Origin of the sequence: Glycomyces sp. NPDC047010 (assembly GCF_040644205.1) — a bacterium.
Lineage (GTDB): Bacteria > Actinomycetota > Actinomycetes > Mycobacteriales > Micromonosporaceae > Glycomyces.
This window is the reverse complement of the sequence record NZ_JBEYVY010000005.1, coordinates 1-26,683: the sequence shown is the minus strand read 5'-3', so window position 1 is coordinate 26,683 and position 26,683 is coordinate 1. Positions and strand designations below refer to the sequence as shown.

The following is a 26,683-nucleotide window of genomic DNA, read 5'->3' as shown; positions in this document are numbered from 1 at the left end:
ACGAATGCAAGTAGGCTTGGCAGGTAATCGGGTGATCAACTTCCCGGGAGGATGGGCAGATGCCGGCGATCGCGGTCGTAGGAACGCAGTGGGGCGACGAGGGCAAGGGCAAGGTCACCGACCTGCTCGGCGCCGAGATGGACTACGTCGTCCGCTACCAGGGCGGCAACAACGCCGGACACACGGTGGTGACCCCCGACGGCACGAAGTACGCGATCCACCTGGTCCCGGTCGGCATCCTCACCCCCGGCGTCGTCCCCGTCATCGGCAACGGCGTCGTCGTGGACCCGAAGTTCCTCATCTCCGAGCTCGACGAGCTGACCGCCGGCGGCGTCGACGTCTCGAACCTGAAGCTCTCCGCCGACGCGCACCTCATCATGCCCCACCACCGGGCCCTCGACCGCGTCGTCGAGCGGTACCTCGGCGGCGCGCGCATCGGCACCACCGGGCGCGGCATCGGCCCGGCCTACGCCGACAAGGTCGCCCGCCAGGGCATCCGCGTGCAGGACCTCCTCGACCCGAAGATCCTCTCCATCAAACTGGAGCAGATCCTCCGCGAGAAGAACCAGATCCTCGTGAAGGTCTACAACCGCAAGGCCATCGACCCGCAGGCCGTCGTCGAGGAGTACCTCGGGTACGCCGAGCGCCTGAAGCCGTACATCGCCGACACGCGGCTCCTGCTCAACCAGGCCCTCGAAGCGGACAAGAACGTCCTCCTCGAAGGCGCCCAGGCCACGATGCTCGACGTCGACCACGGCACCTACCCGTTCGTGACGTCCTCCAACCCCACCACCGGCGGCGCCTGCGTCGGCACCGGCATCGCGCCGAACAAGATCACCACCGCGATCGGCATCATCAAGGCGTACACGACCCGCGTCGGCTCCGGCCCGTTCCCCACGGAGCTGTTCGACGAGTTCGGCGAGTTCCTCCTCAAGCGGGGCGGCGAGTACGGCGTCACCACCGGGCGGCGGCGCCGCTGCGGCTGGTTCGACGCGGTCCTCGGCCGGTACGCCGTGCGCGTCAACGGCATCACCGACCTGTTCGTGACGAAGCTCGACGTCCTCTCCGAACTGGAGCGCGTCCCGATCTGCGTCGCCTACGAGGTCGACGGCGAGCGCGTCGAGGAGATGCCGATGACGCAGACCGGCGTCCACCACGCCAAGCCCGTCTACGAGTACCACGACGGCTGGTTCGAGGACATCTCCGCGTGCCGCAAGTTCGACGAGCTCCCCCGCAACGCCCAGACCTACATCGAGCGCCTCGAAGAGCTGTGCGGCGCACGGGTCTCCGTGGTCGGCGTCGGCCCGGGCCGCGAGGAGAACATCATCCGCCACCCGATGATCTGAGGCTTTCCGCGATGGGGGCGCCGGACGGCGCCCCCATCGCCGTGCCGCCCCCGCGTCGCCGCCCCGGGATAACCTGCTTGCAGCCGAGCAGGAGGCACGATGGCCGAGAACACCACCCCGGGACCCGGATTCACCAACTACGTCCCGAAGGTGCACAACCTCATCCAGGGCGAAGAGCTGAACCTCCACATGCACCAGCCGGTGCAGGCGCACTCCTTCGCCGACGGCCCCCTCCTGGTCGGCCGCATCCCGCGCCCCGCACCCGGCCGGATCGACCGGAACCCGGCGGTCGCCGCCGAAGGCCGCACCGTCCTCACCGGCCTGACCGGCGCCGGGAAGACCCAGGCGGCGGCCGAGTACGCCCGGAAGCGCTGGAACGCAGGCGAACTGGACCTCCTCGTATGGGTCGACGCCTCGGCCCCCGAGAGTATCGAGGCCGCGTTCACCGAAGCCGCCGCGGCGGTCCGCGGCGGCGGCGACGCCGACCAGTTCCTCACCTGGCTCGACCGCCCGAACGCCCCGCGCTGGCTCATCGTCCTCGACGGCGTGTCCGATCCCGACCACCTCGCGGACCTCTGGCAACCGGAGACTCCGCGCGGGCAGACGATCCTGACCACCCAGATCCGCAGCACCGCCCTCGACGGCCACCGCCTCCACATCGGCCCGTTCACCCCCGAGGAGTCCGCGGCGTACCTGGACCGCCGCCTCGGCGCGAACCCCCGCGCCCTCGACGGCGCGGCCGAACTCGCCGCCGCGTTCGGCCACCTCCCGCGGGCCCTCGCCCTCGCCGCCGCCCACCTCGCCGACCGCCCCGGCACCACCTGCCGCGGCTACCTCGACGCCGTCCCCGAGACCGCCGCACCCGTCACGGCCGCAATCCATCCGGTGATCGCCGCGGCCGCCCGCGGCGACCAGCCCAGGCTCGCCTCCTCGGTCCTGGAACTCGCCTGCCGCCTCGACCCGGACGGCATCCCGCTCGCGGTGTTCACCTGCGAGCGCGCCCTCAGGACCTACGCCGACGTCTCCTCCGGCCGCTCCGACACGCCGCCGATCCTCGCCGACGTCGAGGACGCGCTCGCGGACCTGCACCGGCTGTCGCTCGTCGACGTCGACGGCGACGCGGTCCGCGTCCACCCGCTCGTGCAGCGCGCGGCGGGGGAGATCCTGGAGCAGAGGGGCCGCGACGCGACGATCCGGATCGCGGGGTACATCATGCACGACATCTGGCCGGGCGACGACGACCCGAGCGCCGCGCTCTTCATCGCCAACACCGAACGGATACTTGCGAACACGCAGGGCTCGCTGTTCGCCGACGAGCGCGCGAGCAAGGTCCTGTTCGACGCGGTCCGACACATCGGCGAGATCAGGCCGATCGGCGACGCCGTCGCCTACGCCGAGCGGTTCGCGGCCGCATGCGAGACGCACCTCGGCGCCGACCACGCCGACACCCTCGACGCGCTCGCATGGGTCGGCTACTGGCACGGCGAGTCGGACCACCCGGAGACCGCGATCCCCATCGGCGAGCAGGTCCTCGAAGCGCGCCTGCGCGTCCTCGGGGCCGACCACGACTGGACGCTCCTCGCCCGGAGCAACCTCGCCCACTGGCGCCAGCGCACGGGCGACGCCGCCCGGGCCGCCGTGGACTTCGCGTCCCTGGCCACCGATTCCGACCGCGTCTTCGGTCCTGACGACGAGCGCACCCTGAAGGCGCGGAGCGACCACGCGACCGCCGTCTGGGCGTCGGGCGACGACGAGCGCGCCCTCGCCGGGTACGAGGCGGTCCGCGCCGACCTCCAGCGCGTCCTCGGCCCCGACCACCTCGACACGCTCAAGACCCGCTCCAGCATCGCGAAGCTCCTTGCGGACACCGGAGACCCGCTGGCCGCCGCGGAGGAGACGGAGGCGCTGGTCGACAGTTACGTGCGCGTCCTGGGGGCCGACCACCGGTCGACGCTGATCGCCCGCAGCAACGCCGTCTACTACCGGGTCGCGCACGACGGCGACGCGGATGCGGCCGCGGCGGCGTACGCCGAGCTGGTCGACGACATGGTCCGCGTCTTCGGGCCCGATGACCGCGAGACCGGGTTCGCGCGCGACCTCCTCGACCGCTACCGGTCCGAGGCCGGGGACGGGTAGCGCCCGTCAGCGCTTCGGGGCCGGCTTGCGGCGGGGCGCGGCCGACCTCGGAGGCTCTTCGCGGATGTGGTCGCGGACGCGGGCCATGGTGTCGCCGAGGCGGTCGAGGTCGGCGGCAGGGATCGCCTCGTAGAGGAGGCGCCGGGTGACCTCGATGTGCCCGGGGAGGACCTTGCCGACGGTCTCGCGGCCCCGGTCGGTGATGGCGACGAGGGTGGCGCGCTCGTCCTCGGGGCTGGGGCGGCGGGTGACGAGCCCGGCCTTCTCCAGCTGCGCTGCCTGGTAGGTGAGGCCGCTGCGGCTGTAGACGACGCCGTCGGCGAGCTCGGTCATGGTGAGCCGCTCGACCCCGTTGAGCGCCATGAGGATCTGGAACTGGATGTTGCTGATGCCGCCTTCGGCGCGGAGCTGCTGCTCGACGTGGTGCTGGAGGAGGCTCACGGCCTCGGTGAGCGCGAAGTAGGCCTCCAGCTGCCGCGGTTCGGGCAGGCGGACGCCGCCGAGGTCGAGTTCAGCACCGGTCACACCCGAATCTTACCTGCTTCGAATTCAAAGCAATGTGTGGACCGTCACGCACCCCGGCCCTTGTACTTCGAATTCAAAGCAGTCTAAGCTCGACCGCAGATGCTTCGAACTCGAAGCACACATGCGAAGGAGCCACCGATGAAAGCCATCCGCTACCACTCCTACGGCAGCACCGACGTCCTCGCCCTCGAAGACGCCGACCGCCCGACCGCCGGCCCCGGCCAGGTCGTCATCAAGGTCGCGGGCACCTCGTTCAACCTCCTCGACGCGGCCATCCGCGCCGGGATCATGCAGGAGGTCATGCCGATCGCCTTCCCGCACACCCCGGGCATCGACGTCTCCGGCACGGTCGCCGAGACCGGCGAGGGCGTCACGGGCTGGAGCACCGGCGACCCGGTGATCGCGTTCCTCCCGCCCACCGCCCCCGGCGCGACCGCCGAGTACGTCGCCGCCCCGGCCGCCCTCCTCGCCGCCGCACCCGCCACGGTCCCGCTCGCCGACGCCGCGGCCCTTCCGACCGTGGCCCTGACCGCCCGCCAGGCCCTCTTCGACCACCTCGACCTCAAGCCCGGCCAGCGCCTGCTCGTCAACGGCGCCGGAGGCGCCGTCGGCGGCTACGCCGTCCAGCTTGCCAAACGCGCCGGCGCGGTCGTCACCGCGACCGCCAGCCCCCGCAGCATCGAACGCGTCCGCGCCGCGGGCGCCGACCGGATCGTCGACCACACCGCGACCCCGGTCGTGGACCTCCTCGACGGCGAGGGCTTCGACGCGGTCCTCCAACTCGTCCGCGACACCCCCGAGGCCACGGCCGCCCTCGCGGGCCTCGTCGCCGACGGCGGCGCCTTCGCCAGCGCCACCACTCCGGGCCCCCGGACCCCGCGCATCAGGGTCGAGCAGGTCTACGTCGAGAGCGACGCCGCCCGCCTCGCCGACCTGGTCTCCCTCGTGGACGCCGGGGAACTCCGCATCGAAGTGGCCGAACGCCTCCCGATCGCCGACCTCCCCGCCGTCCACGACCGCGCCCTGGAAGGGAGGCTCCACGGCAAGACGGTCCTCACACCGTGACCGCCGGACCCGCCCGGGTGCGTTTAAATTGCCGGGTGGCAACCGTTGAAGAACCGCCCGCAGACGACCTCGATGCAGCCGCAGCGGTGTTCACCGCAGTGAGGCCGCGGCTGTTCGGGATCGCCTACCGGATGCTCGGCAGCGCGAGCGAGGCCGAGGACCTGGTCCAGGACGTATGGCTGCGGTGGCAGGCATACGACCGGGCGTCGGTGGCGGAGCCGGGCGCGTTCCTGGCGACGATCGCGACGCGGTTGTCCATCAACGTGTTGCAGTCGGCGCGGGTGCGCCGCGAGACCTACACAGGTCCGTGGCTCCCCGAGCCGGTCGACACCGCGGCGGACCCGTACCTGGGCGCGGAGCGGGGCGAGGCCCTGGAGTACGCGACGCTGCTGCTGATGGAGCGGCTGTCGCCGAACGAACGGGCCGCGTACGTGCTCCGCGAGGCGTTCGACTACCCGTACGGGCAGATCGCGGAGGTCCTGGGCACCACGGAGACCGCGGCCCGCCAACTGGCGAGCCGGGCCCGGCGCCACATCACCGACGGCCACCGGTCGCGGCCGGCGCCCCAGGGGCAGCGCGAGCTCCTGGAGGCGTTCATGGCGGCGGCCCGCTCGGGCGACATGCAGGGCCTGGAACGGCTGTTCGCAGCGGACGTCGTGAACGTCTCCGACGGCAACGGCGCCGTCAAGGTGGCCCGTCGCGAACTGACCGGCGCCACCCGGGTCGCGAAGTTCCTCAAGGCCCTCGAATGGCTCTGGGACGACGTCACGATCGGCTGGAAGGAGGTCGCCGGCCTCCACTGGGCGGTCCTGCACCAGAACAACGCCGTCTACGCGGCCCTGACAGTGACCACAGACGACACCGGCATCGACCAGGTCCTATGGCTGGTAGCCCCCGAAAAACTGGGCGCCTTCCAGGACTGACCCGGATCGACCGAAGACTTGAACAAGGGCGGGTGGGGTGGGGGGCGGGGGGGAAGGGGCCCCATCGCGTGTCGAATCCGGCCCATCTCCACCAAGGCCCGCAGTCCCACGCCATCGGATCAGCGGCACGCAGCAGCCCTACCGCAGGGTGCGGGTGAGCCAGACCAGTTCTCCGCGTTCGTCGGTCGTGACATGGTCGCGTTCGAAGCCGAGCTTTTCCAGGACCCGGAACGAGGCGGTGTTCCAGGTGCGGACCGTCGACCAGAGCCGGGTGCGGCCGGTCGCCGCCGCGGCGTCGAGGACCGCCCGCGCGGCCTCGGTCGCGTAGCCGAATCCATGGGCGTACTTGAACAGCTCGTAGGCGATCTCGGGCTCCTCGACGCTCGCCCGGCCGACTATGAGGCCGCAGTAGCCGATGAGGTCGCCCTCGTCGGACCGGCGGATCGGCAGCAGGGCGATGCCCGTGGTCTCCGTACGAGCCAACTGGGCTTCGATGATCCCCTGGGTCGCTTCGAGCGTCGGCGTCCCGTTGCCGCGCTCGGCGTGCAGGTCGCGGAGCCGCCCGGCGTCCGAGTCGGCCCACGGCCGCAGGGTCAGCCGCTCGGTCTGAAGGTGAAGCGACATCGGCTCGTATGAAGACATGGCCCCAACTATGCGCCATCGGATCAGCGGACCGAACCGAGAACGGCGCCGGGCCGCGAACAGCACCGGGCCGCGAACAGCACCGGGCCGCGAACAGCACCGGGCCCGAGCGGCTTCGCCGCTCGGGCCCGGCACGCCGGTGCGCTAGCGCGCCAGCCACTCCCGATACGTGGTGGTCGACAGGACGGCGTCGTCCCCGGCGATGAGAACGTCGCCCTTCACCGCCGCGAACATGCCCGCCGTGTCGTCGACGACCACGTTCCGCTTGTCGCCCTTCGCTTCGAGCGTGATCCGACCGAGCTCGTCGAGCGTGAACACCTCCGGCCCCGCGACATTGCGGGTCCCGTTCAGCGGCGCCCCGGCGGTCGCGTCCGCGACCGCCCGCGCGATGTCCGCCGACGCGATCGGCTGCACGGGCGTCGCGGGCAGCCGCACCGTGTGCTCGTCGGAGGTCCACGACATGACCGCGTCCATGAACTCGAAGAACTGCGTCGACCGCACGATCGAGTAAGGCACCGGCCCCGCCTTCAACACGTCCTCCTGGAGCGTCTTCGCCCGGTAGTAGTCCAGCTCCGGCACCTGGTCGACCCCGACGATCGACAGGATCACCGCGTGCCCGACCCCCGCGTCCCGCGCCCCGGCGAGCAGGTTGTCCATGCTCGTCTGGAAGAACGCGGGCGACTTCTCGTCGAACGTCGGCGAGTTCGACAGGTTCACGACCGCGCCCGCCCCCGCGAGCGCCTCGGCGATCCCCGCGCCGCTGAGCAGGTCCACCCCCGTGGACGGCGAGTGCGGCACGGCCTCGTGCCCGCCCTCGTTCAGGATCCTGACGACCTGCGATCCGATGAGCCCGGTACCGCCGATGACAGCGATCTTCATTGCACACCTCCGGTTCCGCGGGACGGCCCGTGCCGCCCCGTCGACAGCTGAGACAAGACACCCCCGGAATCTGTGACATCCTCCCGCGCCCCGCACCCGCCGGTCGCACTTTCGGCGGACCCTCTCCCTGGGCGGTGCGCAATACCATTGACGGGCAGCCGGACCCCTGGAGCGCACCCCCGATGAACCGACCAGCCCGCGAGCCGCACCGAGCGCAGGACGGCGCACCCGACGCCGTCGCCATGCAAGCCGAGTCGTTCACCCTTCACGGCGTCCAGGCCCGCACCCTCGTCCAAGGCCAGAACGTCGAACTCCACATGCACGCCGCGAGGCCCGCGCACGACTTCACGCAGGCCCCGCTGAGCATCGGCCGCATCCCCGCCCTCGCCGCCGCCCGCCAGGAGCGCGCCGCCGACCGGGCCCTCGCCGAGGACCTCGACGGCGGCGCGGCCGCCCGGGTCCTGTCCGGCATGGGCGGCGTCGGCAAGACCCAGATCGCGGCCGCCTACGCCAGGAAATGCTGGGACGCGGGCACCGTCGACCTCCTCGTGTGGGTCAACGCCGTCAGCCGCGAAGCGGTCACCGCCGCGTTCACCGAAGCGGGCGCCGCCGTCTGCGGCGCGGACGGCGACGACGCCGCGGCGGTCTTCCTCGCCTGGCTCGACCGCGCCGAGGGCCCGCGCTGGCTCGTCGTCCTGGACGACGTCGCCGACCCGGAGGACCTCACCGGCCTGTGGCCCCCGGAGTCCGCGACCGGCCGCACCGTGGTGACGACCCGCAGCCGTCTGGCCGCGCTCGAAGGCGGACGCCGTTCCCGCGTCGACATCGGACGGTTCACGGACGCCGAGGCCGAGTCGTTCCTGCAACGCCGCCTCGGCTACGCCCCCACCCTCCTCGGCGGCGCCCCGGAACTCATCGCCGACCTCGGCCACCTCCCGCTCGCCCTCGCCCAGGCGGCCGCGTTCATCATCGACCGGCCCGGCCTCACCTGCGCCGAGTACCGCCGCCGCCTCGCCGCCGAGACCGGCGGGCTCGCCGCCCTCAGCCCCGGAGCCCTCCCCGACGGCTACCCGCGGTCCGCCGCGACCGCCCTCCAGCTCTCGATCGAAGCCGCTGCACCGCACGGCATCGCCGCCGCGATCCTCGGCCTGGCGAGTCTCCTCGACCCCGACGGCGCCCCCGCCGACCTGTTCACCAGCGCCCCCGCCCTGAGCGCCCTGAACCCGGGCGACGACGCGCCGCCGGTGCCCGCGTGGCGCGCAAAGGAGGCCCTCGGGCGCCTCCACCAGCTCAGCCTGGTCGACTACGACGGCACCGCGGTCCGCGTCCACGCCCTCGTCCAGCGCACCGTCCGCGAACGCCTCCATCCCGAGGTCCGCGACCGTCTCGTGCGCGCCGCCGCCGACGCCCTCGCCGCGGCCTGGCCCGACCCCGAGACCGACCCCGCCTGGTCGACTCTGCTGCGCGCCAACGCGACCCGGCTGCGCGAGGCCGGAGCCGCGGCGCTCCTCTCGACCGGCGGCGCGCACCCCGTCCTGTTCAAAACGGGCCGGAGCCTCGGCGAGCAAGGGCAGGCGAGCGCGGCGGTCCACTACTTCCGGCAGCTCATCGACGATTGCGAGGCAAGGCTGGGCGCCGACCACGCCGATGCGCTCGTCGCGCGGATCCACCACACCAGATGGACCAGTGAGGTCCGCGGGCCCGCGTCGGCAGTGCCGCTGGCCGAAGCGCTGCTGTCGGACCAGATGCGGGTGCTCGGCCCCGACCACCCCGACACCCTGACGAGCCGGTCCAACCTCGCCGTCTGGCAAGCCTGGGCGGGCGACGTGGAAGGCGGCGTCACCGGGCTCGCAGCGGTCCTCGCCGACAAGACGCGGGTCCTGGGACCCGAGCATCCCGACACGCTCAAGACCCGTCTCGGCCTGGAGGCGTGGAGGGGCCGCCCGGACGGACTGCGGGCCCTCATCACCGACCTGGCGCGCGTCCTCGGCCCCGACCACCCCGACACGCTCGACGCCCGCGACAACCTCGCAACGGCCATAGGCGACGCTGGTGACTACGCCGGGGCGATCGCCGAGTACAGGTCGCTCCTGTCCGACCGCGTCCGCGTCTTCGGCCCGCTCCATCCGGGCACGCTCCGCACGCGGAGCGGCCTGTCGCGGTGGCTCATCGAGTCGGGGGACCACGAGGCGGGCCTCGTCGAAGCGGAGAGGGCGCTCGCCGACCGCATCCGCGTCCTCGGCCCCGACCACCCGCAGACTCTCACCAGCCGTATCAACATCGCCTACCTGCACGGTGAGGCGGGCGACCTCGCCGGGGCGATCGCCGAAGGAGAGCGCCTGCTCGCCGACCGCCTGCGGCTCCTCGGCCCCGATCACCCTGACACGCTGATGTCACGGCAACTCCTGGCCTACTGGACCGGCGGAACCGGCGATACGGCGGCCGCGGTGACGATGTACGAGACGGTGCTCGCCGACCGGACGCGCGTCTTGGGCCCCGACCACGCCGATACCATCACGTCCCGCAACAACCTCGCCCTCCAGTGGCATCTGTCGGGCGATGCGGCAAGGGCCGCAACGGAACTCAGCGCGGTCGTGCGGGACCGGGCACGGGTGCTCGGGCCCGACCACCCGCACACGCTCGGTTCCTGGAACCTGCTCGCCGACGCGCAGGCCGCGGCCGGTGACCCCCAGGGCGCCGCGGGCTCCTTCGCGGAGCTGGCTGCGGGCCGCTCGCGCACGATCGGCCCCGACCACCCCCTGACGCTCGTGGCCCGCAGCCGCGCCGCGCGGTACCGCGGCGACGGCGGCGACGCCGACGGGGCGGTCGTCGAGCTGGTCCCGCTGCTCACGGACCACCTGCGAGTGCTCGGGCCCGACGACAACGAGACCTTGGCCGTGCGGCACAACCTCGCGCACTTCCGGGGAAGAGCCGGAGACGCCCGGGCGGCGGCGGACGGCCTGGCGTCAGTGGTCGCGGACCGCATCCGGATTCTCGGCCCCGACGACCCTGAAACGATGGTGTCGCGCAAGGTCCTGGTCCAATGGTTGGAGCAATTGGACGACCCGGCCGCCGCGTCGGCGGCCTACGCGGACCTGGCCGCGTCGAGGTCGCGCGTGCTCGGTCCCGGCCACCTCGACACCCTGGATGCGCGTCGTGCCGCCGTGAACCTGAAGGGGCGCAGCGGCGACACGGCCGGAGCCGCGGCGGACGCCGAAGTCGTGTTGGAGGAGCACCTGCGGGCCCTGGGCCCGGACGCCCTGGAGTCGATCACCGCGCGCCACAATCTCGCGGTCTGGCGAGCCTCAGCGGGCGGCGACCCGGCGGAGGCGGCCGACGCCTTCGCGGCGGTGGTCGCCGATCGCCTCAGGGTCGGCGGCACCGGGCAGGATCTTCTCTTGGCCCGTTCGGGACTCGCCCTCTGGCTCGGCAATGCCGGTGACCGCGCCGGATCAGTCGCGGCCTACGAGGTCCTCGCCGCCGAGAGCGCCCGGATCCACGGACCGGACTCGGACGACGCGCTCGACGCCCGCAGCCTCCTCGCGTCTGCCCGCGGCCACGCCGGGGACCCGCACGGCGCGTCCGCGGACCATGGGGCAGTGGCCGAGGACGAGCTGCGGGTGCTCGGCCCCGACGACCACCGCACTCTCACCTCCCGGCACAACCACGCGTACTGGCGCGCGATGTCGGGGGACCCGGCGGGCGCGATCCCTGGACTCGAAGCGGTGACGGCGGACCGGACGCGGGTCCTGGGCGCCGACCATCCCGACACGATCGGCACCCGCCACGTCCTCGCGGAGCGCCGCGGCGAGACCGGCGATATCGCCTCGTGCATCACCGAACTCCAAGCAGTGGTATCCGACCGGGGACGCGTCCTCGGGGAGGACCACCCGGACACCCGCTTCTCTCAGCAGCGGCTGGAGCACTGGATCGGGGAGGCCGGAGCCGCCGACACCGCTTGATAGCGTTTGCGGCATGAGCGAGCCGACCGTCTTCCCGCTGCGCCTGCCCGACATGCCGCTGCACGACCCGTACGTCGTCGCGGACGCCGGGACCGGCCTGTACCACCTGTTCACCTCGAACCTCGACCTGTCCGGGACGCCCGGCACCGGCACGATGGCCTACCGGTCGCGGAACCTGCGCGACTGGTCCGAGCCCGTCCCGGTGTTCCTCACCGCCGACGAGGCGGAGCCGTGGGCGAGCCACGGCGCCTGGGCGCCGGAGGTGCACCGCTGGAACGGCCGCTGGTACCTGTTCACGACCCTCCACAACACCGATGCGCCCCTGCCGGTCCCGCAGCCCGGCGAGTACGGCACGCCGTTCCCGGTCGCGAACTACCGCCGCTCCACGATCGTCGCGGTCGCCGACGACCTCACCGGCCCGTACCGGATGCTCAGGCCCGGCGACCCGATCCTCCCGGCCGAGCTGATGACCCTCGACGGCACGCTCTATGTGGACGACGCCGGGAAGCCGTGGATGGTGTACGCCAACGAGTGGCTCCAGCGCATCGACGGCACCATCGAGGCGTTCCCGCTCAACGACAGCCTCGACGCCGTCGCGGGCGACCCCGTCGTCCTCTTCCGCGGCTCCGACGCCTCCTGGCTCACCCGCGAGCTCCCCGCGGGCGTCCCGCACCAGATCGCCCCCTACGTCACCGACGGCCCGCAGCTCTACCGCGCCCCCGGCGGCGCCCTCGTCTGCCTCTGGTCCACCTACGAGAAGAACCGGATCACCAACGGCGGCATCGACGGCGACTACGTCCAGACCTGGGCCGTCTCCCCCTCCGGCCGCCTCGAAGGCCCTTGGGAGCAGCGCGAACCGCTGGTCCGCGCCGACTCCGGCCACGGCATGCTCTTCACGGCCTTCGACGGCACCCTCATGCTCGTCCTCCACCGCCCCTTCACCAACGCCCGCGGCAAGCTCTACGAGATGGCATGGGACGGCGACGAACTCGCGATCACCCGCCACCGCACCGACCTCGACGGCGACTGAGCGGCCGCGACGCGGAACTGGCACGTACTCAGGGGTACCGTTCGACCACACTCGGCCGCTATAGTGCGGATTGGATGCTGTAAGCGCCGATTCGCCCCTTAGGAGCGGCTATGAGGACAATGACGACCTGCATGGCGGCCGCGGTGCTGCTGCTCGCCGGATCCGCTTGCAGCCCGGAGGAGTCGGAGGAGGGCGACGGGTCGATCGTGTTCTGGACGCCGTACACGACGCCGGAGCGGATCGACGCGCAGCAGCCCGTGATCGACGCGTTCACCGAGGCCACGGGCATCGAGGTCGAGATGGTGCCACTGGAGCCGGACCAGATGGGGCAGACCCTCGTCACCGGCGCGGCCTCGGGCGAGGTACCTGACGTCATCGCGCACAACCCGTCCAGCACGGCCGCATGGGCCGCGCAGGGGCTCCTGGACGACGAGGCGCCGCAGGAGGTCGTGGACGCGCTCGGCGCCGACACGTTCTCGCAGGCCGCGCTCGACATGGTCACGGTCGGCGGCGCGCTCAGCGCGGTCCCGTCGGACGGGTGGGGGCACATGGTCGCGTTCCGCACCGACCTGTTCGCCGACGCGGGCCTGGAGCCGCCGGAGTCGGTGGCCGACCTCGTGGCCGCCGCCGAGGCGCTTCAGTCGGACGCCATGGCGGGCATCGCGATCGGCACGACCCCCGGGGACGTGTACACGCAGGAGGGCATCGAGTCGATGCTCCTGCCGTTCGGGTGCGCGCTCGCCGAGGACGGCGAGGTCGCGATCGACTCGCCCGAGTGCGTCGAGGGCCTCGCGAGCTACCAGCGGCTCGCCGCGGCGGCGGGGCCGGCGCAGATGGACGTGGAGGCCGCGCGGGCGGCGTACCTGTCGGGGTCGGCGGCGATGGTGCTGTTCTCCTCGCACTTCGTGGACGAGGCGGCCGGGCTCGACGTCGACAACCCCGTGACGTGCGCCGAATGCGCCGAGGACCCGCGGTTCCTCGCCGACAACACCGCGTACCTGACCACGTTCACCGGCAACGGGACCGAGACGCCCGCGGTGTACGGGCAGACCACGAACTACGGCATCCCCGCGGGCGCGAACACCGCCGACGCGAAGGCGTTCGTCGAGTACATGCTCACCGACGGGTACGTGGAGAACCTCGCGTCGGCCACGGAGGGCCGCATCCCGGTCCGGCCCGGGCCCGAGGCCGGGTCCACGGAGTACCTGGACGCGTGGGCGGAGCTGCCGTTCGGGAACGACCGGACGCAGGAGGTGTCGATCGCGCAGGTCTACGGGCCGGAGCTGGTCGACCGGATGGCCGCGGGCGCCGAGGAGTTCACCCGCTGGGGCTGGGGGACCGGCGACGCCGAGCTCGCAGGGATCGTGTTCTCCCAGACGATCCTCGCGACCGAGGCCGAACCGCTCTTCGAGGGCGCCGACCCCGCCGAGGTCGCGGCGTCGATGGCGGCGGCGGTCGAGGCGGCGCAGCAGGACCTGGGCTGATGGCCCCCGGCGATCCACCCGGTTCGAACACCGTCCCCGAACCGCTGTCGGACCCCCGTGGCACTCTTGCGACCGGGGGCCCACCCCCGGGGCGGAAACGCCCCGCGAGCGTGCCCGGAAACCGCCGGACCCGCAGGCCGCTCACGATGTCGCGGCGCGAGGACCGCGACGGGCGGCTGCTCGTCGCGCCGACGGTGCTCGTGGTCCTCGCGTTCGCGGTGCTGCCGTTCCTCGCGGTCGTCCTGTTCGCGTTCCTGGACGTGCGCCTCGTGGACATCCCGCGCCTGTACCTCGACGAGCTCGACTTCACCGGCGACAACCTCGCGACCGTCTGGGCATCGCCCCGGTTCTGGTCCGCCGCGGGCACGACGATCACGTACGCGGCCGCCTCGTCGGCGGGCGCGGTGCTCTGCGGCCTCGCGATAGCGCTCGCACTGCGCAAGCCCTTCCGCGGGCGCGGGCTCGTCCGCGCGCTCGTCCTCGTCCCGTACGTCCTCCCGGTAGTCGCGGCGACGACGATCTGGAAGACGCTCCTCAACCCCGGGTACGGCCTCGTCAACGCCGTGGGCACCGAGTGGCTCGGCTGGGCCGGGCCGGTCGCGTTCCTCACCACGACCAGCCGCGACGTCGGCCCGTTCAGCGTCCCCGTCGCCCTGTGCACCGTGATCGCGTTCGAGGTGTGGAAGACCGCGCCGCTCGCGTTCCTGTTCATCACCGCGCGCCTCCAGGTCGTCCCCGGCGACATCGAGGAGGCCGCGCAGATCGACGGCGCCGGGAAGACCCGCGTCTTCCGCCACCTGCTCCTCCCCGAGCTCGCCGGGGTCATGGCGCTCCTGGCGGTCCTGCGGTTCCTGTGGTCGTTCCAGAACTTCAACGACATCTACCTGCTCACCGGCGGCGCCGGGGGCACGGAGGTGCTCGCCGTGCGCGTCTACACCGAGCTGGTGGTGCGCGCGAACATCGGCACGGCCTCGGCGACGGGCCTGCTCATGACCGGGATGCTCCTGGTCGTCGTCGCCGTCTACGCGTGGATGATCAAGCGGGGGAAGGCATGAGGGGCGGCATGGAGGACCGGGTGCTCGGCGTCCTGCGCTGGGCCGTCATCGCCGTCGCGGTGATCGTGACGGCGGGGCCGCTGCTGTACGGCGTGCTCCTGTCGCTGCGGCCCTTCCAGTCCGTGGTGTCCGAGCCGCTCGACCTCCTCCCGTCCCCCGACGAGATCACCCTGGACTCCTACCCCACGGCCATGGGCGAGTACGGGCTCGGCGGGAACATGTGGAACTCGCTCCAGGTCGCCCTCGCCACGGCCGGCCTGGCGATCGTCCTTAGCGTCCTCGGCGCCTACGCGGCGGTGCGGCTGCGGTTCTTCGGGCGGGACGCGGTCAACGTCGTGTTCCTCGGCGTGTACCTGCTGCCCGGAATCGTCCTGGCCGTGCCGCTGTTCGTGCTGCTCAGCCGCATCGGACTCACCGGAAGCCTCGTCGGGCTCGTGCTCGTGTACACCGCGCAGACCGTCCCGGTCGCGCTGTACATGCTCCGCACCTACCTCGTCGCGGTACCGTCCTCTGTAGAGGAGGCGGCGATGATCGACGGGTGCGGGCGGCTCGCGCTGATCCGGCGCGTGGTCCTGCCGATGGCGCTCCCGGGCGTCGCCGCGACCGCCCTGTACGTGTTCATGATCGCCTGGAACGAGTACCTGTTCGCGCTGCTGTTCCTCGTCGCCGACCGGGACCGGTGGACGGTCTCCCTCGGCATCGCGCAGCTCACCGAGTTCTCGGTGCCCACAACGGTGCTCATGGCGGGCTCGATCGCGATCACCGTCCCGGTGGTCGCCGGATTCTTCCTGGCGCAGCGGCTCCTCGTCACGGGGCTGACGTCGGGGGCGGAGAAGGGGTGAGGGGCATGGCGGTCAGGTTGGGGATCCTCGGAGCGGGCGCACGCGGCTCGGACACGTACGGGCGGTGGGCGATCGAACGGCCCGACCGGGCGCGGGTCGCCGCCGTCGCCGACCCGGACGCGCACCGGCGCGACCGCCTCGGAGACGCCGCGGGCACCGACCCCGCACACAGGTACGCCGACTGGCGCGGCCTCGTCGCCGACGCGGAACCGATCGGCCTCGACGCGCTCGTCATCGCCCTCCCCGACCGGCTCCACGTCGAGGCCGCGCTCGCCGCCGCCGAGACGGGCCTGCCGATCCTCCTGGAGAAACCGGCCGCGACCACCGAGGAGGACCTCGAACGGCTCGCGGCCGCGGCACGGGAGCGCAAGGCGCGCATATGGATCGGGCACGTCATGCGCTACCAGCCGTTCTGGCGGGCGATCCGCCGCGTCGTCGACTCCGGCGCCGTCGGCCGCCTCGCGACCATCCGCGTCGAGGAGAACATCGGGTTCTGGCACTACGCCCACTCGTACGTGCGCGGGAACTGGCGCAACCTCGCCGCCTCCAGCCCGATGGTCCTCGCGAAGACCTGCCACGACCTCGACATCATCCGGTGGTTCGCGGGCGAGGCCCCGTCCACGGTGTCCTCGATCGGGTCCCTCTCGCACTTCCGGCCCGAGAACGCCCCCGCGGGCGCCCCCGGCCACTGCCTCGACGGCTGCCCGGCCGCCGACTCATGCCCGTTCTACGCCCCCCGGTACTACGCGGAGGCCCTCGCCGACCGCGACGGCTGGCCCGTGGCGCTCCTCGGCGACGACCTGTCGCCGCAGGGCCGCCTCGACGCCCTCCGCGACGGCCCCTACGGGCGCTGCGTCTTCCACTGCGACAACGACGTCGTCGACCACCAGCAGACCGTCGCCGAGTTCCCCGGGGGCCTCACCGCCGTCCTCTCCACCTCCGCGTTCACCGGCCAGAACACCCGCACCGTGCGCTTCACCGGCACCGCGGGCGAGATCGCCGGGAACCTCCGCACCGGCGCCCTCGAAGTCGACCTGTTCTCCCCGACCGCGCAGCTCCCGGACCTCCCCGAGGCCCGCCCGGGCCGCGCCTTCACCCGCGAACCCATGGACCACCGGGTCTTCGAACTGCACACCGGGCCCGTCACCGCCACCGGCGAGCCCGACCACCGCGGCCACTCCGGCGGCGACGAGGCCCTCATCGACGCCTTCATCACCGCCCTCGAAGCGGGCGACAGCGGCGACGCGCCCCCCGACCTCGAAGCGTCCATCGACAGCCACCGCATGGCCTTCGCCGCAGAACGCGCCCGCGACACCGCCGCCACCGTCCACTGGACCTGACCCGACCCGACCCGTTGTCGTACCCCGCTGTCACCCTGGTACCGGGGGCCCATCGGACCCGATGCCATTTGTGATGCCCGCCGGCCACCCGCCCGCGGGCCGCCTCCCCGGAATGTCGGACCCGCCGGGCATCCTTGGCACCGGGGGGCCCAGCGGGCCCGTCCGCATCTGCGTGCCCGCGAACCGTTCCGGCCGTTCGGCCGTGGCGCCGTTCGACAGTGCTGGTTAGAGTTGCGGCTGGCTACAGTTGCGCTGGCGAGAGTCGCGGTCGGAGGTGAGGCGTGGGCAGGAGCTCGGAATGGGTCGTCGTCGAGCGCAGCTCACCCACCAGGCGGATCTCCTCGCTGGCGCTGTACGCCGCCGCCTGCGCGGCGGGCATCGGCGCCCTCGTCGGCCTCGTGCACACCGAGCCGTCCGTGCTCGACTCCGGTGAACCCAACCCGGTCGCCGCACTCCCGGGGTTCTTCACCGTCATGGCCCTCATCGGCGCCGCCTGCTTCCTCGTCCCCCTCGTGCGGCCCCCGAAGCTCATGGCCAACCACTTCGGGCTCCGCGTGCGCCCCAGCTTCGGGAAAGCCCTGCTCATCCCCTGGAGCAACGTCGAGGAGCTCGCCGCGATCCACGTCGGCTCGAAGCGCCGCGGCACCTCCTACCTCCTGTTCGCCGCCGACGTCTACCTCGGCCGCGGCGGCTCCGACCGGCCCGGGTTCCTCGGCCGGTCCGTGCTCCGCGAGGCCAACCGGGCCACCGAGGGCCTCGTCGCCGGGTTCGACCTGGCCGTCAGGTGCAAGGACTTCGCCCCCGAGCCGCAGCAGCTCCTCGCACGCCTCGCGTCGTTCGCACCCGGCCACGTGCAGGTCGTCGACCGCCTCTGAGACACGCCGCGGGACCGCCCGCGGAACGTGTTCGCCGCCGGCGAAACCCCATCGGCCCCAGCGCATCCGGCCGGACAGTGGCCGGTCACACCAGCCGTGATGTGCGGCTTGCCCCAAATGCCGGTCCCTGCCCCGCGCGGCCGATCCGTACACTGGAGGCGACCCGACCGCTCCGGCCACCCGAGCAGGCCGTGAACCGGCTCGGCCGCGCGGTCGCCTCACCCGACCGGCGTGCCGGTCCGTCCAGCATCGGAGGTACCCGTGGCGTCGATCCCGGACGAGGGCCTGCGCGCGACCCTGGCCACCATGGCGCCCGGCACCGCGCTCCGCGACGGCCTCGAACGCATCCTCCGCGGCCGCACCGGCGCGCTCATCGTCGTCGGCTGCGACGCCATCGTCGAGCGCATCTGCACCGGCGGCTTCGAGATCGACATCGAGTTCTCCGCGACCCGCCTGCGCGAGCTCTGCAAGATGGACGGCGCGGTCGTCCTCACCACCGACGGCGCCCGCATCGTGCGCGCCGGCGTGCACCTCATGCCCGACCCGTCGATCCACTCCAACGAGTCGGGGACGCGGCACCGCACCGCCGAGCGCGTCGCCATCCAGACCGGGTTCCCGGTGATCTCCGTCAGCCAGTCGATGCACACGATCGGCCTGTACATGGGGGACATCCACCACCTGGTGGAGCCGTCCACGCAGATCCTCTCCCGCGCCAACCAGGCGCTCGCGACCCTGGAGCGGTACAAGCTGCGCCTCGACGAGGTCGCCGCGAGCCTCTCAAGCCTGGAGATCGAGGACCTCGTGACGGTGCGCGACGCCGTCACCGTCCTCCAGCGCCTGGAGATGGCCCGCCACATCGCCGACGAGGTCGAAGGGCACGTCATCGAGCTCGGCACGGACGGGCGGCTGCTCGCCCTCCAGCTCGACGAGCTCATGGCCGGGGTGGACGCGGACCGGGAGCTGGTCGTGCGCGACTACCTGCCCGACGACGTCGACTACCGCAAGGCCCTGCACGCGGTCGACCAGATGAGCTCCCCCGAGCTGCTCGACCTCATCGCGGTGGCCCGGTCGCTGGGCTACCCGAACTCCCCCGACGTGCTCGACCGGCGGGTCTCGCCGCGCGGGTACCGGATGCTCGCGAAGGTCCCGCGGCTGCCGGAGGCGATCATCGAGCGGGTCGTGGACCGGTTCGGGGCGCTGCCGGAGCTGCTCGGGGTGACGGTGGAGGAGCTCCAGGACGTCGACGGGGTCGGCCCGGGGCGGGCGCAGAGCATCCGCGAGTCGCTCACGCGGCTCGCCGAGGTGTCGATCCTCGACCGGTACCTGTGATCAGGTGAGCTTCAGCTTCGCGGGGGACGAGGCGGCGTCGCCGAGGACGGCGCGCAGCTCGTAGTCCCCGGCGGGCAGTTCGCGGCGGGCGCCGCGGCAGCCCTCCTCGGAGGCGAGGCCGTCCACGGTGAACTCGACGGTCTGGCCCGCGCCGTCGCTCAGCTCGACCTCCTCGCCCTTCGGGGTCTCGCAGTGCGCGGTCGAGTAGACGACGTCGGAGCCCGCGGCGAGTTCCACGGCGACCTCGCGGAGGTCGACGGTGCAGGGCGTGTCGGCGCCGGAGGCGACGAGGACGCTCACGGGCACCTCGGCGCCGGAGCGGACCTCGTCGAACGCGGCCACGACCTGGAGCATGAGGTCGTCGGCGGTGCACGCCGTGACGGCCGGTGCGGTGGGGGACGGGGACTCGGTGGGCGAGGGGGCCTCGGTGGAGGGTTCGGGGACGTAGGGGCGCTGCGCGCTGCCGGAGGGCTGCGGGGCGGTCCACTCCTGCTGGGCGGCATCGGCTTCGCCGTTCGCGTCGGGTTCACCGCCGCCGCCGAGCGCACTCAGGCCCAGGACCGCGAGGACGACGAGGACGAGCACGACCCCGGCCACGATCCCCCGCCGCTTCCAGTAGACCGACTCCGGCTCCGAGCCCTTCACGAACCTGCCTTTGAATCCCTGCACGCGGGGACGCTAACGCAGCCCGGCCCCGCCCGCGGGGAATTACACGCACCCCGCCCTCGCGACCCGCCCGGATTGTCATACCCCTGTGTCAGGGTTTCGACCGGGGGCCCGCGATCCGCCGGTCCCAGGCTCTCGCCGTGCCCGCGACCCGGTTCGCCGGTTGTCGTACCCCGCGCCGACAATGGGGTCATGCCCGCCGCGACCGAACCCCGGACCGAACTGCCCGCCCCCGGCCTGCTCGCCGAACGACTCCTCCCCTGGTTCGACGCGCACAACCGCACCGAGCTGCCGTGGCGGCGGCCCGGGACGACCGCGTGGGGCGTCCTCGTCTCCGAGGTGATGAGCCAGCAGACGCAGGTCGCGCGGGTCGCGCCCGTGTGGGAGGCGTGGATGGCGCGGTGGCCGACCCCGGCCGACCTCGCCGCCGCCCCGACCGCCGACGTCCTGCGCGAATGGGGCCGCATGGGCTACCCGCGCCGGGCCCTGCGCCTCCAGGAGTGCGCGCGCGCCGTCGCCGAAGAGCACGGCGGGACCGTCCCCTCCGACCCCGCCGAGCTGGAGAAGCTCCCCGGGATCGGCAACTACACGGCCGCCGCGGTCGCCGTGTTCCACTACGGGGGCCGCCACGCCGTGGTCGACACGAACGTGCGCCGCGTCGTCGCCCGCCTCGGCGGCCGCCCCGACGCCGGGACCGCCACCACCCGCGCCGACCTCGCCGCCACCGAGTCCCTCCTCCCCGAGGACGCCCACACCGCGGCCCGGGTCTCGTTGGCGCTCATGGAGCTCGGCGCGCTCGTGTGCACCGCCCGCAAGACCGAGTGCGGGACCTGCCCCGTCACCGACGCGTGCGGGTTCTCCGGCAAGGAGCTCCCCGAGGGCCCCAGCCGCAAGCGCCAGCGCTACAAGGGCACCAACCGGCACGTGCGCGGGGAGGTCATGGCGCTGCTGCGGGACGCCGACGGGCCGGTCGAGCGGGCCCGCATCGACGCCGTCTGGCATGACGGGCGCATGGTCAACGAGGCGGTCGCGCAGCTGATCGAGGACGGTCTGATCGGCACCGACGAGGAGGGCCGATTCGAACTCCCGAGTCGGTGACAAACGGGCGGGCCGCTGCTAGCGTGGGAGTTGAGAGAACTTCACGATGCTCGGTCGGCACCGGTCCGCAGGACCGGCGGCCCCGGGTCCAACCCCGCCGGTCACCGCGGCGGGGCACCGGACGGACCTCACGGTCCGGCTCACCACCGGTGCCGGGACCGATCGCCTACCGCGCGGCCGCCCCCGAGCGGCCGGCCAGGAACACGACGACGCGGCTCGCGCCAATCATCGTCGCGTCGACCGCGGACCGGCCGCACGTCAAGCGGGCCGTGCAGGAGCGGACGCCTCCAGCGGCGGACGCGACCGGGCGGATGCAATGCCGCCGGGGTACCGCGCGCTCAGACCCGGGCGGCATTGCTATGCGTCGGGCACTTTCACCTGGACCGGAACTACGGGCGCCTCGTTGCGGCGGGCCCAGCGGACCAGCCACCACACGATGAGCACCGCGGGCAGGCCCTTGAGCATGATCCCGCCGAGCACCCCGAGCGAGCCGAGGCCGAGGCCGTCGCGCAGCAGCGGCGAGTTCCAGACCGCGTGCAGGACGATGACGGCGGCGACCGCGCCCGCCGCGACCCACGCGGACCGGGCAGTACGCCGGGTCACGGCGTAGGCGATGCCCGCCCCGGCGATGGCGGTGAAGATCGCGTGGCTCCACAGTCCGGCGAGGACGCCGCGGACGATGAACACGGCGATCACGGGTTCGACGACGTCACCGGCCCGGTTGAGGACGGTGTTCGACATCGCGAACGCGTAGCCCTCGACGATCTGGAAGCCGACGCCGCAGAACGCGCCCAGGACGATCCCGTCGAGGACGCCGTGGAGGCGGCCCCAGAAGATCGCGACGACCAGGACCACGCCCGCGGTCTTGACGACCTCCTCCACGACCGGCGCGGCGAGGACCGGCGCCCAGCGTTCGGCCCAGGCCGGGCCCCATGCGGTGGCGAACAGGCCGTGGAGGGCGCGCGAGCCGAACAGGGAGGTCATGACGGCGACGGTGGCGCCCCAGGCGAGGCCGATCGCCAGGCCCGTGCCGGGCAGGACCAGGTGGTCGGCGAGGCGGCGGCGCATCATCAGGAACGGGACGGCGAACAGGGAGAACAGGACGAGCGCGGTCGTCCCGGCGCGCGGGTAGGCGAGGGCGACGGGGAGGGTGTTGTACAGCAGCAGGATCGCGGCCGCGCCGATGAGGAGCGCGGCCGTCCACTGCACGGGCGAGGAGGGGTCGGGGCGCATCAGGCGGCCCCGAACGAGAGCTGCCCGATGAGGGCGTCGATGCGCTCGACGGTGTGCGCGTCGAGGGACGCGCCGCGGGCGGTGACCTCGGCCCTGGTGTCGCCGTGGACGAACGCGCACGCGAACCCGGCGCCGGTCTCGGTGGTGAAGGAGCGCCCGGCGCCCTCGACGCCGTCGGCGGCGCAGTCGCGGGGCTCGGTGAGGCGCACGCCCGGCTGGACTTCGAGGAGGCGGGCCATCTCGGCGGCCAGGTACTCGGCGTCGAAGCCGTAGGGTCCGGCGACCGCGATGTCCACTTCGGCGTCGCCGACGAGGAACTCGGCGCGGCCCGATTCGGGCTTGTAGTAGCCGGGGCGCATGCGGGTGTCCTCGGGGGCGGTGAGGGTGACGCCCGCGAGGGCGAACTGCTCGCCGCCGACGTCCACGGTGGGGGAGACGGCCTTGTTGAGCAGGGGCACGCCGAGTGCGAACAGGAGGACCGCGGCGGCGACGGCCGCGGCGACGGCGAGGCTCCTCAAACGGGACACACCGCAAGCGTCGCATGTGATCCGCGGGATCGCATCGGTAATGCGGGGGGAAGTGCGGCGGCGCCCGGGGGCGGGAGGGCGCGGCGGCGGTACGGGGGGAGTGCCGGGGTCGGCGTCGAGCGGCGGACCTGCCGGCCGGGACCTGGTTCAGGGGTCCTGCGGCCGGCGTCTCCGCACTGCTCCTGCGCGGGGCGGGCCCTGAGGGAGGGCCCGCTTCCCACCGGCCGGGGGGCCGGCGGGCCGACGGCTGAGCGCCGGTACCGCGGCTTCTTCGATGGGGCGGCGGCCGGAAGGGTGGTCCGGCCTCGGACTGGTTCCTCATGCCTCGTCGCCTGGTCGGTGGCGGGAGGCGGTCGTGCTGGTGCTGCGGCTACTCCGCGGCTTCGCGCTGCACGGGGATGTCGCCGTTGATCAGCGCGCGGATCTCGGACTCGCGGTAGCGGCGGTGGCCGCCGAGGGTCCGGATCGCGGAGATCTTGCCGGCCTTGGCCCAGCGCGTCACGGTCTTGGGGTCGACGCGGAACATCGCGGCGACCTCAGAAGGGGTGAGCAGGGCCTCGGATTCCACCGGAAGGTTCAGCTCTGTCGTCATCGTTCGTTCTCCTCCACACACGGGCTGCGAATCACCGGCTGCCGAGCCTTGATTCGTTCCTTCTGCAATCGTCCGGCCTGTCGTAGATGTCCGACATAGGCCGAACGGCCGATTTTGCTTGGACTTTCCGCTCGGTCCGCTCATCCGAGTGATCACTCCACAAGCGAACGACCTGGCAGCGGGCTCGGGGCCGCGGCGGACGCGAGGTCAGTTCAGGCGTTCCGCGAGACGACGATCACGCCAGCGGTCGACAAGGCGGGCATAGCATTCCTGCGCGTCCTCGGCTTCGGAGGCGCCCAGGTGGTCGAGGGCCTGCCAGGTGAGGTCCACGGAGTCCTCGTCGCGGAGCTCGTCGGCGTCGAGCCGGGAGGCGATCCCGCCGTAGTCGAGCTCGACCACGGAGTCGCGGTGGAACCCGTCGAGCCAGTGCCCGGTCTCGGCGAGGGCCTCGGCGAGCTCGGCGCCCTCGCCGAACTCGGCGCGCACCAGGTTGCGGGCCACGGCGAGGCCGCTGCGGGACTTCGCGATGGGGGTGCGGTAGCGCAGCTGCACGAGGCCGGGCTGGATGACGAGCTCGCGGTCCTCGGGGCGCACGCACGCGAACCAGCGGAGCGGGACCGACCAGGTGGCGACGTGCTCGTGGGCGTCGGCGGGGGCCTCGCGGCGGTCGGCGCCCTCGTCCAGGGCGACGACCTCGGCGGCGGAGGCGAGGAACTCCGCGGGGAACAGGGCCTCGGCGACGGCCTCGGGGGTCAGGCGCCGCACCTCCAGTGCGGCCGAGGCGATCCGGTAGCGGAGGTTCCAGGGGGACACGAGCGGGTCGGCCTCGCCGCGGTCGATGACGTAGGCGTCGCGCCCGAAGGAGGGGACGCCCCGCCAGGGCCATCCGATGCGCTCGTACAGTGCTTCCCGTCGGACCCTGGGGCCTTCGAGCGGGTCGACCGCGCGCCCCGACGCGGCGTACGCGCGCCAGTACCCGGCGTCGGCGAAGGCCGCGGCGGGCTCGTAGACGCGCAGATAGGACGCGCTCGGTGCGTACACGAGGCAGATACTTCCATAGTCATATGCTGGTGGCGTAGGCATACCCGCGCTACGACGAGGAAGCGGCCGCGACCCGGCCGCGCCCCTGGGGCGCCGCCCGGCGCGCACCGCGCTCCGGGGCCCGAACCCCTAGAGAAGAACTGGAGAGCAAGCCATGAGCATCTTCGACGCGACCGGCCACGAACAGGTCGTGTTCTGCCACGACCCGGACACCGGGCTCCGGGCGATCATCGCGGTGTACTCCACCGCGCTCGGCCCCGCGCTCGGCGGCACCCGCTTCTACCCCTACGCCTCCGAGGAGGAGGCCCTCACCGACGTGCTGCACCTGTCGGAGGGCATGGCGTACAAGAACGCGATCGCCGGGCTCGACCACGGCGGCGGCAAGGCCGTCATCTGGGGCGACCCGGAGACCCTCAAGAGCGAGGCGCTGCTGCGGGCGTACGGCCGGTTCGTCGAGTCGCTCGGCGGGCGGTACGTGACCGCGTGCGACGTCGGCACGTACGTCGAGGACATGGACCACATCGCGCGCGAGACCCGGCACGTGTCGGGCCGCAGCCCCGAGGCCGGCGGCGCCGGCGACTCCTCGATCCTCACCGCGTTCGGCGTCTACCAGGCGATGCGCTCGGCGGCGCAGCACCGGTGGGGCGCCGTGGACCTGAACGGCCGCACCGTGGGCGTGGCCGGGCTCGGCAAGGTGGGGCGCCACCTCATCCCCCACCTCGTGGAGGCCGGTGCCGAGGTCGTGGCGTGCGACGTGAACGACGCGGCGATCCGCTGGACCCGGGAGCACTTCCCGCAGGTGCGGATCGTCGCCGACAACGACGAGCTCATCGCCTCGGGCATCCACGTGTACGCGCCGTGCGCGCTCGGCGGGGTCCTCGACGAGGACGCCCTGAAGACCCTCGACGCCGAGATCGTCTGCGGCGCCGCGAACAACCAGCTGGCCGCCCCGCACATCGCCGACGAGCTGGAGCGCGCCGGGATCCTCTACTGCCCCGACTACGTCGTCAACTCCGGCGGCGTCATCCAGGTCGCCGACGAGTACGACGGCGCGTTCGACTTCAAGCGGGCCGAGCGGCGCACCGCCGGGATCTTCGCGACCACCGGGCGCATCCTCGACCGCGCGAAGGGCGAGGGCACCACCCCCGTGGCCGCGGCGAACGCCCTGGCCGAGGAGCGCATGGCCGCCGTCGGGCGGCTCCAGCGCCTGCGCCTGTTCCGCTGACCCGGAGCACCGCCGCACGGATCCTATAGGATATCGGATATATCCTATAGGATCCGTCATTACGGTACGCGTGCAGCGTGATCGAATGAATCCGGACGGTGAGAACGAAATTCGCGATTCGGGCGGATGTTCGTCCCCGTCTGGTGGTCATCGCCGGTAATCTGTGGCATCCAACTCATGGGCCGGGATGCAGTCGGGCGCCGAGAGCCTGTACCGTAGGAGCCACGAAGAGATTGCAAGCATTCCGGGGCGCCGCAATGGCTGCCCCGATGATTTCTGTGCGAGGGGGTCGAGCCATATGGGGCGCGGCCGAGCTAAGGCAAAGCAGACCAAAGTGGCCCGGAAGCTCAAGTACCATGCTCCGAACACCGACCTGCGCGCGCTGGAACGCGAGCTGGGGACCGGTCGTGAGGACGAGGTCGACATTGAGCCTCCTCCTGAAGAGGAGGAGCCGGACCCGTATGCCGCTTATGCCGACGATCGGTACGACGGAGACGAAGACGATCTCCGCGAGGATGACTGGCTCCCGCCGAAGAAGCAGTTAGCACTGCGGCCCACGGGGACGCCGCCGGGTCGTGTTCGCACGACCGGGCGATGACCGTGAGCATGGCGGGCCCGCCCGACCGATCTCCGCAATCTCCATATCCAGAACGGGCAGGCGCCTCCACTGCGCCTGCCCGGTCCCCGCACCCGCCGAAGGCCCCGCAGGGCCAGGGCAGGGGGCGGTCCTGGAGCAAAGACTCGGATGTCGGCGCGGACGACGCGATATCCATCGGCGTGAGGGGAACTTCAGGCCGTCTCTCCTACCTGGCTGGAGTGTGTCTTGGCCCATAAGCGTACTGCGTTCCGAGTGGACAGGAGCCGGGAG

At 72.6% G+C, this 26,683-nt stretch carries 23 protein-coding genes; 15 read left to right on the top strand and 8 right to left on the bottom strand.

Translation table 11 applies throughout. The annotated features are described in order from the left end of the window. The first annotated feature begins 59 nt into the window (after window positions 1-59). Together AB0A65_RS11560 and AB0A65_RS11555 are read left to right on the top strand one after the other, a co-directional pair. Complete coding sequence (locus AB0A65_RS11560; protein WP_359950152.1) at window positions 60-1,346, top strand: adenylosuccinate synthase; 1,287 nt, start codon at window positions 60-62, stop codon at window positions 1,344-1,346. Window positions 1,347-1,445: 99 nt separating this feature from the next. Next, window positions 1,446-3,482, top strand: coding sequence for a tetratricopeptide repeat protein (locus tag AB0A65_RS11555; protein WP_359950149.1), 2,037 nt, complete (start codon window positions 1,446-1,448; stop codon window positions 3,480-3,482). 6 nt (window positions 3,483-3,488) lie between these two features. Here the strand turns inward: AB0A65_RS11555 and AB0A65_RS11550 are convergent, their stop codons facing one another. Next, window positions 3,489-4,007 (bottom strand): MarR family transcriptional regulator, encoded by a 519-nt coding sequence (locus AB0A65_RS11550; RefSeq protein WP_359950146.1) that lies wholly within the window; start codon window positions 4,005-4,007, stop codon window positions 3,489-3,491. Between the two features lie 138 nt (window positions 4,008-4,145). Between AB0A65_RS11550 and AB0A65_RS11545 the strand changes: the two genes are divergently transcribed. Further along, a complete protein-coding gene (locus tag AB0A65_RS11545) occupies window positions 4,146-5,072 on the top strand; it encodes an NADP-dependent oxidoreductase (RefSeq protein ID WP_359950143.1) in 927 nt (308 codons plus the stop codon). Between the two features lie 35 nt (window positions 5,073-5,107). Continuing rightward, the gene (gene sigJ / locus AB0A65_RS11540) at window positions 5,108-5,995 is read left to right on the top strand and encodes an RNA polymerase sigma factor SigJ (protein ID WP_359950140.1); all 888 of its coding nucleotides are present in this window, start codon (window positions 5,108-5,110) and stop codon (window positions 5,993-5,995) included. Between the two features lie 138 nt (window positions 5,996-6,133). Here the strand turns inward: sigJ and AB0A65_RS11535 are convergent, their stop codons facing one another. Together AB0A65_RS11535 and AB0A65_RS11530 are read right to left on the bottom strand one after the other, a co-directional pair. Next, complete coding sequence (locus AB0A65_RS11535) at window positions 6,134-6,637, bottom strand: GNAT family N-acetyltransferase (protein ID WP_359950137.1); 504 nt, start codon at window positions 6,635-6,637, stop codon at window positions 6,134-6,136. A 144-nt stretch (window positions 6,638-6,781) separates the two neighbouring features. Beyond that, window positions 6,782-7,516, bottom strand: a complete 735-nt coding sequence (locus AB0A65_RS11530) for an SDR family oxidoreductase (protein ID WP_359950134.1) — start codon at window positions 7,514-7,516, stop codon at window positions 6,782-6,784. Window positions 7,517-7,698: 182 nt separating this feature from the next. Here AB0A65_RS11530 and AB0A65_RS11525 point away from each other — a divergent pair, with 182 nt between their 5' ends. The 8 genes from AB0A65_RS11525 to disA all read left to right on the top strand — a co-directional run bounded on the left by AB0A65_RS11525 (window position 7,699) and on the right by disA (window position 19,433). Continuing rightward, window positions 7,699-11,478, top strand: coding sequence for a tetratricopeptide repeat protein (locus tag AB0A65_RS11525; protein ID WP_359950131.1), 3,780 nt, complete (start codon window positions 7,699-7,701; stop codon window positions 11,476-11,478). A gap of 13 nt (window positions 11,479-11,491) precedes the next feature. Further along, window positions 11,492-12,508, top strand: a complete 1,017-nt coding sequence (locus AB0A65_RS11520; RefSeq protein ID WP_359950128.1) for a glycoside hydrolase family 43 protein — start codon at window positions 11,492-11,494, stop codon at window positions 12,506-12,508. Between the two features lie 110 nt (window positions 12,509-12,618). Continuing rightward, window positions 12,619-13,992: an extracellular solute-binding protein gene (locus AB0A65_RS11515; RefSeq protein WP_359950125.1), complete on the top strand. Its 1,374-nt coding sequence runs from the start codon at window positions 12,619-12,621 to the stop codon at window positions 13,990-13,992. 146 nt (window positions 13,993-14,138) lie between these two features. Next, window positions 14,139-15,047 (top strand): sugar ABC transporter permease, encoded by a 909-nt coding sequence (locus tag AB0A65_RS11510; RefSeq protein ID WP_359950122.1) that lies wholly within the window; start codon window positions 14,139-14,141, stop codon window positions 15,045-15,047. An 8-nt stretch (window positions 15,048-15,055) separates the two neighbouring features. Further along, a complete protein-coding gene (locus AB0A65_RS11505; RefSeq protein WP_359950119.1) occupies window positions 15,056-15,889 on the top strand; it encodes a carbohydrate ABC transporter permease in 834 nt (277 codons plus the stop codon). A 5-nt stretch (window positions 15,890-15,894) separates the two neighbouring features. Next, window positions 15,895-17,229: a Gfo/Idh/MocA family oxidoreductase gene (locus AB0A65_RS11500; RefSeq protein WP_359950116.1), complete on the top strand. Its 1,335-nt coding sequence runs from the start codon at window positions 15,895-15,897 to the stop codon at window positions 17,227-17,229. 281 nt (window positions 17,230-17,510) lie between these two features. After that, entirely contained in the window at window positions 17,511-18,104 is a 594-nt protein-coding gene (locus tag AB0A65_RS11495; RefSeq protein ID WP_359950113.1) for a hypothetical protein, read from the top strand. A 261-nt stretch (window positions 18,105-18,365) separates the two neighbouring features. Beyond that, a complete protein-coding gene (gene disA, locus AB0A65_RS11490) occupies window positions 18,366-19,433 on the top strand; it encodes a DNA integrity scanning diadenylate cyclase DisA (protein ID WP_359950110.1) in 1,068 nt (355 codons plus the stop codon). On the opposite strand, the gene AB0A65_RS11485 is transcribed toward disA, so the two are convergent. Next, window positions 19,434-20,102, bottom strand: coding sequence for a hypothetical protein (locus AB0A65_RS11485; protein ID WP_359950107.1), 669 nt, complete (start codon window positions 20,100-20,102; stop codon window positions 19,434-19,436). Between the two features lie 189 nt (window positions 20,103-20,291). Between AB0A65_RS11485 and AB0A65_RS11480 the strand changes: the two genes are divergently transcribed. Next, window positions 20,292-21,197 (top strand): A/G-specific adenine glycosylase, encoded by a 906-nt coding sequence (locus AB0A65_RS11480; protein WP_359950104.1) that lies wholly within the window; start codon window positions 20,292-20,294, stop codon window positions 21,195-21,197. A 357-nt stretch (window positions 21,198-21,554) separates the two neighbouring features. Here the strand turns inward: AB0A65_RS11480 and AB0A65_RS11475 are convergent, their stop codons facing one another. The 4 genes from AB0A65_RS11475 to AB0A65_RS11460 all read right to left on the bottom strand — a co-directional run bounded on the left by AB0A65_RS11475 (window position 21,555) and on the right by AB0A65_RS11460 (window position 24,590). Then, complete coding sequence (locus AB0A65_RS11475) at window positions 21,555-22,430, bottom strand: PrsW family glutamic-type intramembrane protease (protein WP_359950101.1); 876 nt, start codon at window positions 22,428-22,430, stop codon at window positions 21,555-21,557. Continuing rightward, window positions 22,430-22,957, bottom strand: coding sequence for a hypothetical protein (locus AB0A65_RS11470; protein ID WP_359950098.1), 528 nt, complete (start codon window positions 22,955-22,957; stop codon window positions 22,430-22,432). Before AB0A65_RS11470 ends, AB0A65_RS11475 begins: the two co-directional genes overlap by 1 nt. Before the next feature lie 370 nt (window positions 22,958-23,327). Beyond that, on the bottom strand, window positions 23,328-23,549 hold the full coding sequence (locus AB0A65_RS11465) for a BldC family transcriptional regulator (RefSeq protein WP_106362672.1): 222 nt from the start codon (window positions 23,547-23,549) through the stop codon (window positions 23,328-23,330). 207 nt (window positions 23,550-23,756) lie between these two features. After that, window positions 23,757-24,590, bottom strand: a complete 834-nt coding sequence (locus AB0A65_RS11460) for a hypothetical protein (RefSeq protein WP_359950095.1) — start codon at window positions 24,588-24,590, stop codon at window positions 23,757-23,759. A 154-nt stretch (window positions 24,591-24,744) separates the two neighbouring features. On the opposite strand from AB0A65_RS11460, the gene AB0A65_RS11455 reads away from it, so the two are divergent. Continuing rightward, window positions 24,745-25,815, top strand: coding sequence for a Glu/Leu/Phe/Val dehydrogenase dimerization domain-containing protein (locus AB0A65_RS11455; RefSeq protein ID WP_359950092.1), 1,071 nt, complete (start codon window positions 24,745-24,747; stop codon window positions 25,813-25,815). Between the two features lie 298 nt (window positions 25,816-26,113). Then, window positions 26,114-26,413, top strand: a complete 300-nt coding sequence (locus AB0A65_RS11450; RefSeq protein WP_359950089.1) for a DUF3073 domain-containing protein — start codon at window positions 26,114-26,116, stop codon at window positions 26,411-26,413. The last annotated feature ends 270 nt before the right edge of the window (window positions 26,414-26,683 follow it).